At 67.1% G+C, this 10,062-nt stretch carries 8 protein-coding genes; 4 read left to right on the top strand and 4 right to left on the bottom strand.

Annotation, left to right across the window (positions count from 1 at the left end):
* The first annotated feature begins 155 nt into the window (after window positions 1-155).
* On the top strand, window positions 156-635 hold the full coding sequence (locus K2Z83_RS15255; protein ID WP_220596044.1) for a YqhA family protein: 480 nt from the start codon (window positions 156-158) through the stop codon (window positions 633-635).
* Window positions 632-1,756 carry a calcium/proton exchanger gene (gene cax / locus K2Z83_RS15250; protein WP_220596043.1) on the top strand — a complete coding sequence of 375 codons (1,125 nt, stop codon included), beginning with the start codon at window positions 632-634 and terminating at the stop codon, window positions 1,754-1,756. Before K2Z83_RS15255 ends, cax begins: the two co-directional genes overlap by 4 nt.
* Window positions 1,757-1,868: 112 nt before the next feature.
* Here cax and K2Z83_RS15245 read toward each other — a convergent pair whose 3' ends face one another.
* Window positions 1,869-3,206, bottom strand: a complete 1,338-nt coding sequence (locus tag K2Z83_RS15245) for a BCD family MFS transporter (protein WP_220596042.1) — start codon at window positions 3,204-3,206, stop codon at window positions 1,869-1,871.
* 331 nt (window positions 3,207-3,537) lie between these two features.
* On the opposite strand from K2Z83_RS15245, the gene pepF reads away from it, so the two are divergent.
* Window positions 3,538-5,340 carry an oligoendopeptidase F gene (gene pepF / locus K2Z83_RS15240; protein ID WP_220596041.1) on the top strand — a complete coding sequence of 601 codons (1,803 nt, stop codon included), beginning with the start codon at window positions 3,538-3,540 and terminating at the stop codon, window positions 5,338-5,340.
* A gap of 14 nt (window positions 5,341-5,354) precedes the next feature.
* On the opposite strand, the gene K2Z83_RS15235 is transcribed toward pepF, so the two are convergent.
* Together K2Z83_RS15235 and K2Z83_RS15230 are read right to left on the bottom strand one after the other, a co-directional pair.
* Window positions 5,355-7,112: an AarF/ABC1/UbiB kinase family protein gene (locus K2Z83_RS15235; RefSeq protein WP_255604019.1), complete on the bottom strand. Its 1,758-nt coding sequence runs from the start codon at window positions 7,110-7,112 to the stop codon at window positions 5,355-5,357.
* Between the two features lies 1 nt (window position 7,113).
* The gene (locus K2Z83_RS15230) at window positions 7,114-7,524 is read right to left on the bottom strand and encodes a diacylglycerol kinase family protein (RefSeq protein WP_255604018.1); all 411 of its coding nucleotides are present in this window, start codon (window positions 7,522-7,524) and stop codon (window positions 7,114-7,116) included.
* Window positions 7,525-7,723: 199 nt separating this feature from the next.
* Here K2Z83_RS15230 and K2Z83_RS15225 point away from each other — a divergent pair, with 199 nt between their 5' ends.
* Window positions 7,724-8,365, top strand: a complete 642-nt coding sequence (locus K2Z83_RS15225; RefSeq protein ID WP_220596040.1) for a histidine phosphatase family protein — start codon at window positions 7,724-7,726, stop codon at window positions 8,363-8,365.
* 56 nt (window positions 8,366-8,421) lie between these two features.
* On the opposite strand, the gene K2Z83_RS15220 is transcribed toward K2Z83_RS15225, so the two are convergent.
* Window positions 8,422-9,903 (bottom strand): hypothetical protein, encoded by a 1,482-nt coding sequence (locus K2Z83_RS15220; protein ID WP_255604017.1) that lies wholly within the window; start codon window positions 9,901-9,903, stop codon window positions 8,422-8,424.
* Between the last annotated feature and the right edge of the window lie 159 nt (window positions 9,904-10,062).

The following is a 10,062-nucleotide window of genomic DNA, read 5'->3' as shown; positions in this document are numbered from 1 at the left end:
CAGCGCCCCGGCGACGCGGCTTCAGCCGCCCGCCATGGCCACCTTTGCACGAAGATTCGTGCCCCCCACCACAGACACCAGCATCTATGGTTGACAAGCGGCGTGGGCTCCTTTACACTTTCTCGGAACATTCGCAATTACGTATGGGGGAATGCATGCGGCGCTTTCTGGCGGCGACGCGCTACATCGCGCTGATTCCGGTGATCTGTATCTTCTTCGCGGCGACGGCCCTGCTGATCTATGGCGCGGTCGAGACGGTCCAGGTGATCCTGCACGCCTTCACCGATGAGGTGAGCTCGAAGGGCGCCAAGTCCCTGCTGCTCGCGGCGATCGAGCTGGTCGACCTGTTCCTGCTTGGCACGGTGCTCTATGTGATCGCCGTCGGCCTCTACGAGCTGTTTGTGGACGACACGCTCCCGCTGCCCCACTGGCTTGAGATCCACGACCTGGACGACCTCAAGGAGAAGCTGATCGGCGTGGTGATCGTGGTGCTAGGCGTGCTCTTCCTCGGCCAGGTGATCTCCTGGGACGGGCAGCTCGACCTGCTCAGCCCCGGGGCCGCCGTGGCCCTAGTGATCGCGGCCCTGGCGTACTTCCTCAGCCTGAAGAAGAAAGAGCCGAAGGACAAGGCATGAAGTGGCTGCGCTACATGATGGTGTTCGTGCCAGCGGCCTTCCTGCTGGAGTTTGTGCCGGCGCTGAAGAATGACATCCTGCTCTTCGCCGTCTGCTGCCTGGGGCTCGTCCCGCTGGCCGGCTACCTGGGCGAGGCCACTGAGGAGCTGTCTGTCCACACCGGCCCGAAGATCGGCGGCCTGCTGAACGCCACCCTGGGGAACGCGGCAGAGCTGATCATCACCATCGTGGCCCTCCAGGCCGGCAAGTTCGAGCTGGTCAAGGCATCGATCACCGGATCGATCCTGGGCAACCTGCTGCTGATCATGGGGGCCAGCCTGTTCTTTGGCGGGCTGCGCCACGGCATCCAGCGCTTCGACCGCCAGGCCACCGGGGTCAGCGCCTCGATGATGACCCTGGCCGTGATCGGGCTGGCCATCCCGACGATCTTCGAGGTGCTGCGCCAGATCAGTATTGGTCAGCTGAACGTCTTCAGCACCCAGGCCAACGACGCGGCGCTGAACGGGCTGAGCCTGGGCGTGGCGGCTATCCTGATGCTGCTCTACGTGCTGAGCCTGGTCTTCTCGTTCCAGCAGCCCGAGCGCGGGGTGGGCGGGCCGACCGGCGTCGATGACCACCGAGAGGGCGAGGCGCCGCACAAGGCGAAGTGGAATGTGCCCACCGCAGTGGGCGTGCTGGCCGCCAGCACCCTGGCGATCGTCTTCCTCAGCGAGTTCCTGGTCGGCGCGGTCGAGCCGACGGTCGAGGCGCTCGGCCTGAGCGAGTTCTTTGTCGGCATCATCATCATCCCGCTGGTCGGCAACGTGGCCGAGCATATCGTCGGCGTGCAGATGGCGTGGAAGAATAAGATGGACCTCTCGCTGGCGATCTCGCTCGGCTCCAGCACCCAGGTGGCGCTCTTCGTGGCCCCGCTGCTGGTCTTCGTCAGCCTGCTTGTCGCCCCCACCGAGATGACGCTCTTCTTCAGCATTATGGAGGTGGCCGCGCTGACCCTGTCGGTGCTGATCGCCACGATCATCTCGGTGGACGGCGAGAGCAACTGGCTGGAGGGCGCGCAGCTGCTGGCGGTGTATGCGATCATCGCCATGGGCTTCTTCTACCTCAGCCCGGTCGGCGGCTAGTGGTCTGTCCCTATGATCATGGTGATTGGCCGTAGCCGTCGGGGCGCAGCAGCGCGGCGCTGCACAAGAAATTTCGGGGCACCTGCGGCGTTGCCGCAGCCCAGCGGCGGCGCTACCCGTCGGCGAGCGCCGCGATACGCTCGTGGGTGCTCGGCGGCTCGCCCCGCGCGAACCCCGCCACATCGACCCGCAGCAGCAGCCCAATACACGCCGCAAGGCCGACCGCCTCAAGCAAGAACACCGAGCCGTAGGCCAGCGTGTACGATCCGCTCAGCGCAAGCACGGCGTCGCGCATGATGCCGCCGAGCGCCATACCGACGCCCCGGAAGACCAGCTGGGCCAGCGACCACAGGCCCAGGTAGGTGCCGGCGTGCTTATCCGAGGTCATCGCCATCAGCAGGCTGATCGTGCCGACCGTCTGGATGCCGAAGCCGAGTCCGAAGATCGCCAGCACCGGCAGCATCGCCGCCTCACTATTCAGGATCGCCACGACGCCGAGCAGCGCCAGGGCGATCATCGTCAGCACGAGGCCCAGCTGGGTGGTGCCGACCTGCTGGTGGGGGGCGCGCTTGCGTGTGATGATCGTGCCGCCGACCATCGACACCAGCACCGCTAGGCCCCATACCGCGTTCCAGCGCGTGGTCGCGCCAACATCGAGCCCGAAGACATCGCCGCCGAAGGGCTCCAGGATGGCGTCCTGGGCGAACACGCTGACCATGCCGAGCGAGAGGAAGAAGAAGAAGTTCCGCGCGCGCGGGTCGCCCCAGATCATGCCCATCGCCTGGCGCAGGGGCAGCTGCTCCTCCGTGGCCATCGCGACCGGCGCGTGGCGGTCCTCGCCCAGCAGCGAGAAGAACCAGAACGGCAGGGCCAGGACAACGCCGGCCAGCACCGCACGCCAGAGGCTGGCCTGGTCATAGTCCTTGATCAGCGCGCCGTAGAGGGCCGGCGCGAGCGAGAAGGAGAAGAGCAGCATGATCTGGGCGATGCTCAGCGCCTGGCCGCGCTTCGTCGGCGGCGCGCTGTCGCGCAGCAGCGCCAGGTAGGGGCTGCCCGAGATCAGCGTCCCCGCGCCGCAGATCACAAAGCAGAGCGTGGCCAGCAGCCAGCCCAGCGGCGACCCCGGACTCTCGGCCAGCAGCATGGTCGACGGCGGGATGAGCAGCAGACCCAGGGCCATCATAGCCCGGCCGCCCCAGATATAGGGCAGGCGGTACTTGCCCATGATCGGCTGCTTGTCCGACTTGTCGCCCGCCCAGATGCTCAGCGGGGCCAGCAGGTAGCGCAGCGCCGCGAGCAGGGCCACCGGCCCGGCCGGCAGCCCCAAGTTGCTGATCAGGATGCGGTTCCAGACCGCCGAGAGCAGGATGTCCGAGAGTGCTGAGCCGATGTGAAATGAGCCGATCTTCAGCGTGCGCCCCATGTTCAGGCGTTCCGGGTTCGCGTCCATCCTCAATCTCCTCGTTCTGTGCAGGCGGTGGTTGGCGCGATTATATCGCTATAGTTCAAACTCTGAACTACCACGTCATGTGGGCGAGCCAGCCAGACCCTCTACGCGGGCGAGCTTTAGCGCGTCGTGATGGGCAATGGCCCGCCGCACGGGCCATCAACAGTTAACGATTCTCCGTTATCGTTGTGCGACTCAGGCCAAGTGCGAAGCTGAGGGCACGCCCGCGCCCGATGGTACAATGCCAGGCGATAATCCGCCGCTCCCAATCTGCGCTCTACAATCTGCAATCTGCAATCTGCAATCTGCAATCGCACATGTAAGGAGAGCCCCCATGGCCCAGACCGTCCCCACACGCAGCGAGGTGCCCGCCGCATACACATGGGACGCCCACAGCGTCTTCGCCGATGACGCGGCGTGGGAGGCCGCCATCGCCTCTGTCGAGGCCGGCATCCCCGAGATCGCCGCCTACGCCGGCCGCCTGGCCGAGGACCCCGCCGTGCTCGCCGACTACCTGGCCCTGGCCGAGGTGCTGCTGCGCAGCGCCGGGCACGTGGGCGTCTACGCGCGCATGTTCTACGCCGTCGACACGGCCGACACGGCGGCCCAGGCCAAGACCGACCGCGCCCAGAGCCTGGCCGCACGCCTGGGCGCGGCCATGGCCTTCGGCGAGCCCGAGCTGCTGGCGATCGGCGGCGAGACGCTAGAGGCGTGGGCGGGGCAGGAGCCGCGGCTGGCCCACTACCGCCACCACTTCGCCCGGCTAGCCCGCCGCGCAGCCCACGTGCGCTCGGCCGAGGTGGAGGCCCTGCTGCGCCAGGCCGGCGAGCCCTTCGCCGCCGCCTCGGCCACCCACGGCATCCTGGCCAACGCCGACCTGCGCTTCGCGCCGGCCCGCGACTCGGCGGGCGAGCCCTACGAGATCGCCCAGGGCACGATCAATGCCCTCGTTACGCACGCAGACCCGGCGGTGCGCAAGAGCGCCTGGGAGAGCTACGCCGACGCGCACCTGGACAACCGCAACACCATGGCCAGCTGCCTCTCGGCCGGGGTGAAGCAGGATGTCTTCGCCGCCCGCGCCCGCCGCTACGGCTCCTCGCTGGAGGCCGCCCTGACCCCGAACGAGATCCCGCTGGAGGTCTTCCACAACCTGATCGCCACCTTCACGGCCCATCTGCCCATCTGGCACCGCTACTGGCGCGTGCGCAGGAAGGCCCTCGGCCTGCGCGAGATGCACGTCTACGACACCAAGGCCCCGCTCACCAGCGCGCCCATGGAGGTGCCCTACGCCCAGGCCGTGGAGTGGATCTGTGATGGCATGGCCCCCCTCGGCGCGGAGTACGTGGCCGCCATGCGCCGCGGCCTGGTCGAGCAGCGCTGGGTGGATGTCTACCCAAACCGGGGCAAGCGCGCCGGCGCCTTCTCGATGGGCGCGCCCGGCACCCACCCCTTCATCATGATGAGCTACAACGACGACATCTTCGGCCTGAGCACCCTGGCCCACGAGCTCGGCCACTCGATGCACTCCTACCACACCCGCGCCACCCAGCCCTTCGTCTACGCCAACTACGGGCTCTTCGTGGCCGAGGTGGCATCCAACTTCAACCAGGCCGTGGTGCGCAGCCACCTGCTGGGGCAGCTCACCGCGCGCGACCAGCAGATCGCCATCATCGAGGAGGCGATGGCCAACTTCCACCGCTACTTCTTCATCATGCCGACCCTGGCCCGCTTCGAGCTGGCCATCCACGAGCGCGTCGAGGCCGGCGGGGCGCTCACGGCGGCCTACCTGATCGACCTGATGGCCGACCTGTTCAGCGAGGGCTACGGCGATGAGGTGGTGGTCGATCGGCCGCGCGTCGGCAGCACCTGGATGCAGTTCTCGACCCACCTCTACGCAAACTTTTATGTCTACCAGTACGCGACCGGCATCTCGGGCGCCCACGCCCTGGCCCGCGGCGTCCTGGCCGGCGAGGAGGGCGCCGCTGATCGCTACCTACAGTTCCTCAAGGCCGGTAGCTCGCGCTACCCGCTCGACGCCCTGCGCCTGGCCGGGGTCGATATGGCCTCGTCCGCCCCGGTCGAGGAGACCTTCGGCGTGCTCGCCGGCTACGTAGAGCGACTGGAGGCCCTGCTCTAGCCCCGCTCGCCAGGCTACTCCCGCCCGCGCAGCAGGGCCAGCCCCAGGATGAGCGCGCCGAGCACCGTGCCGACAGCCCCCACCGTCAGGAGGAGCGTCGGCGCGGTGCCCTGCCAGCCGCCAAGGCCCACGGCGACCGAGACCATCCCCACACCAAGGATCAGCGCGGCGATCACGAGCGCCACCGCGAGGCGGTTCGCCGCACCGATGATGGCCCCGCCCAGGCGGCGCAGCTCCAGCTCGCGGGTCTGCACCTTCAGCTCGCCGTCGTTCAGGCGCTGGAGCAGATCACTGACCTGCTGCGGCAACTCCAGCGCCGTCTCGCCCAGCGCGCGGCTGCGGTTCAGCGCACGCGCGCCGAGGGCCGACGGCGAGAACTGCTCGGCGATGGCACGCTGGGCGTAGGGGCGCGCGATGCCAAAGACATCCAGGCTCGGGTCGAGCTGCATGCCCAGGCCCTCCATCATCACCAGGGCCTTGAGCAGCATCGCCAGCGGGCCGGGCAGGCTGATCTGATGGCGGCGCAGCAGCACCAGCAGCTCGCCGATCGTCTCGCGGGCCGAGAGGTCGCTCAGCGGCCGATCCACAAAGCCTTCGGTGAAGTGCTCCATGTCGCGGCGCAGCCCCGGCGTGATCGCCCGCCGCGAGAGCACCTCCAGCTGCTCCAGGGCGCGCAGCACCCCCCGCGTGTCGTGGTCGACCAGGGCCGACAGCAGCAGCAGCAGGCCCTGGGTGGTCGGCCGATCCAGGCTGCCCACCTGCCCGAAGTCCACCACCCCCAGGCAGTTGCCGGGCAGGGCGAAGAAGTTGCCGGGGTGCGGGTCGCTGTGGAAGAAGCCGAAGCTGAAGATCTCCTCGAGGATGACCTGCATGCTGCTGCGGGCCAGGAGCGCCTTATCGATCCCGGCATCAGCGAGGGCCGACGGGTCGTTGATCTTCACCCCAAAGAGCCGCTCGCTCGTAAGCACGAGCGAGTCGGAGTACTCCCAGTAGATCTTGGGGATGTACACCTCGGGCGCACCTGCGAAGAGCTGCCGGAAGCGATCGGCGTTGCGCCCCTCGCGCCGGTAGTCCAGCTCGGCGCGCAGGGTCATGGTGAACTCACGGACCAGCTCGACCAGGCGATACTGGGAGCCGAGGGTGAAGCGCTCCTCAGCGAGGGCCGCGAGGTCGGCCAGGATGGCCAGGTCGGTGTTAATCCGCCCGGCGATATCGGGGCGCTGCACCTTAACCACCACCAGATCGCCGCTGTGCAGCGTGGCCGTGTGGACCTGGCCGAGGGATGCCGCCGCCAGCGGGGTGCGGTCGAAGCTGGCGAACAGATCGCTGATCGGCCGCCCGAGGGACTCCTCGATGGTGGCGATGGCGATATGGCTCGGGAAGGATGGCACCGTGTCCTGGAGCTTGCCCAGCTCGTGGACAAACTCGGCGGGCACCAGGTCGGGCCGGGTGCTGAGCGCCTGCCCGAGCTTGACGAAGGTCGGGCCAAGGGTGATCAGCGCCTCGCGGAGGCGCTCGGCGCTGCTGAGGGGCGGGGTCGGCGGCACGCGCAGCACCACCCGCCGCGGCAGCGAGAGCAGGGAGATCAGGCCGAGCTGCTCGACGAAGTAGCCGAAGCCGTGATGGACGAGCACCTGCGCGATCTCACGGTAGCGGCCGAGGTAGCGGGCCTGTCGGACGAGTGGCCACATAGTAATTGCAGATTGCAGATTGCAGATTGCAGATTGCAGATTGTAGATTGTAGATTGCAATCTGCAATCTGCAATCTGCAATCTACAATCGTGTCAGGAGGTGCGGGAGAAACACGATGCAGCCGACGATCACGGCGGCGATGGCGCAGATCAGCACGGTGCCGGCGGCCACATCCTTGGCAACCTTGGCAAGCGGGTGGCGGACGCTGGTGGCGACATCGACGGCGGCCTCGATGGCCGTATTCAGACCCTCGGCGGCCAGCACCAACGTGATGACAAACACGAGGGAGAGCCACTCCCAGCGCTCAAGGCCGAGGGCGACCCCGAGGGCCACGGCGCAGGATCCGACGAGCAGGTGGATCTGGGCGTTGCGCTGGGTGGACACCAGGTATTTGAGCCCGGCGAAGGCGTAGCCGAAGGCGGCGATCAGCGAGCCCATCCGCCGGTCGATCCTGCGGCGCGGCGGCGGCTCCAATGTGTGCCGATGGCTCATGATGTTCCAGCAAGCTGATCAATGATCCGCATGAGGGGGATTATACACGAGCCCGGAGAGTGGGTGTATCTGGCATCGGCTATAATAGCGCCTGCCCGAACCATCGCAGATTGTTAATTGCAGATTGCAGAGGGGCTGCGAGCTGCACGTTGCAATCTGTCACCTACAATCGACACGTAGCACACGAGGACTTTGCAGCATGCGCATGATCATTGTCCGCCACGGCGAGAGCGAGTGGAACCGCATCCATCGCTACCAAGGCCAGGCCGACTCCGCCCTCTCTGAGCTGGGCCTGCGCCAGGCCGAGGCGCTCGGCGAGCGACTGAAGAACGAGCAGATCGACTATATCTACAGCAGCCGACTCCAGCGGGCCGCCCGCACCGCCCAGGCCATCGCCGCCCACCACAGCGCCACGCCCTTCGAGTACGCCGACGAGCTGCTCGAGATCTCCCACGGCGAGTGGGAGGGCAAGTTTATCGATGAGATCACCGCGCGCTACAGCGAGGGCCTCCGCGAGTGGCGCGAGCACCCCACCCGCTCGCAGATGCCCGGCGGCGAGAGCTTCTCCAACGTCCTCAAGCGCACGATGGACTTCCAGGAGCGGGCCTTCGCCAAGCACCGGGATGAGACCATCCTGGTCAGCACCCACGATGTGATCGTGAAGATCCTCGTCGCCGACTCGCTGGGCATGGACATGGACCGCATCAACCGGATCTGGGTCACGAACGCCAGCATCAGCGTGATCGAGTACGGCGACGACCTGCCCTACCTCGTCTCGCTGAGCGAGGCCTGCCACCTGGGCACCCTGGCCAGCACCCGCGAGGGGCAGAAGGCGCTGTAATGTTGAATGTTGAGTGTTGAATGCTAAAGCAATTCAACACTCAACATTCAACATTTCTAGCAGGTCTGGTTCGTCATCAGCTTGCAGCGGTTGAAGATCAGGTCGTAGAGCCTGCCGATCACCTGGCCAGGCACCTCGACGAACTGGTAGTAGAGCATCTTGTCCCAGATCAGGCCCATGCGAAAGCCATCGGCCCGGCGCACGATCGTCCACTGGGCGATCAGGCCGACATTCCAGTAGATCAGCAGCAGGGCGGCGAGCAGCAGCGGCCACGCGCCCACCCGCAGGCGCAGCCGCTCGACCAGCGCGGCCAGGCCGATCACGATGATCGGCGTACACTCGATCAGGCGGCGGAAGCCGAATGAGCCGCTCAGGTGCCAGGTGGTGCCGAAGGCGCCATTGATATAGGTCTGGGCGAGGAAGGCGGCCAGCAGCATCCCGGCCATGGCCAGGTCGCGGCGGGCGAGCCAGAGCAGGCCGGCCAGTCCGAGCAGCAGCACGGGGCTCCAGAGAAAGGCGCCGTGGGCCGGGTCGATCAGGGTGTCGAAGAAGTGCGGGCTGGCCCAGTTGAGCTTGCCGGCCACCGTCGATGAGGGGCCGGGCCGTCCATTGAGGATCTGGTAGGCCAGCAGCTGCGGGATGACCGTTAGCACCAGCGCGCCAAGGAAGGCCTGGTGGCGCAGCAGGAGCCACGCCGCCCGCAGCCAGTCCCGCCGGCGCAGCAGGGCTATATACTGCCCAATCGCCTCCAGGGCCGGGATGATCAGCAGCAGGCCGAGCTGCTCGCGGGTCATCACCATCAGGCCGCCGATCAGGCCGAGCAGCAGCCACACGCCCACCCCGCGCTCACGATCCCGCCCACGCCCCCACACCGTCAGGAAGAGCGCGAAGAGGAAGAACCCGTTCGCGTGCGACCACGGCATCACGATGTAGGTATAGAAGACCAGGGGCGAGGCCAGGAAGACCGTCAGGGTCGCCAGGGTGGACGCGAAGTCGTCGGCGTAGCGTCGGGCCAGGCGATAGGTGAGCTGGAGGCCGATCAGGCAGTAGAGCGCCGACATATAGCAGGCGGCCATAATATAGGGGCGGCTGTAGCCATCCCTCGGGATCGCCGCGCCTAATGCGTTCGCGATGATCACCCCCAGGTCGGCCAGGGCAAAGCCGGGCGACCAGAGGATGGCCGAGCCGACCGGGGCGACATTGCGGAGCAGGCCGGTGTCTGGGTTAGGGTTGACGGCGTCCTCGCGCAGCAGCGCGTTGGCGACGGCCTCATCGCCGAATCGGCGGCCCTCCTCAGCGAAGTGCGTGTACTCGTTCTGGAAGTCGAGGTCGTGATCGAAGTAGACGGAGCGGAGGTAGGCGTAGTACTGCACCTCATCGCTCAGGGCGACGCGAGGCACCGCGATCGGCAGCAGGATCACGAAGCAGGCCAGGATCAGCCAGGGGCCGGAGTCATTGGCCGCCAGCCAGGCCCGCAGCCGCCTCGCGGGCGAGCGCTGGCCGGGTGCGGCGGGCGGGGCCGTGTGGTCAAGGGACATAGTCAGGAAACCTCAAAGGCTACGGGTGCGGGCGCACCAGCAGCACCGGCTGACCTTGTAATCGCGATCAGCGCCCACCAACGATAGCGCGGCATCCAAAACGGCGGGTAGCGGGTCCTCCGTCAGTAGGCACAAAACAGCGGGTGGGGGCATTGTGTC

Origin of the sequence: Oscillochloris sp. ZM17-4 (assembly GCF_019599295.1) — a bacterium.
GTDB lineage: Bacteria > Chloroflexota > Chloroflexia > Chloroflexales > Chloroflexaceae > Oscillochloris.
The sequence above is the reverse complement of the archived record's forward strand: the minus strand, read 5'-3'. Positions and strand labels throughout refer to the sequence as shown.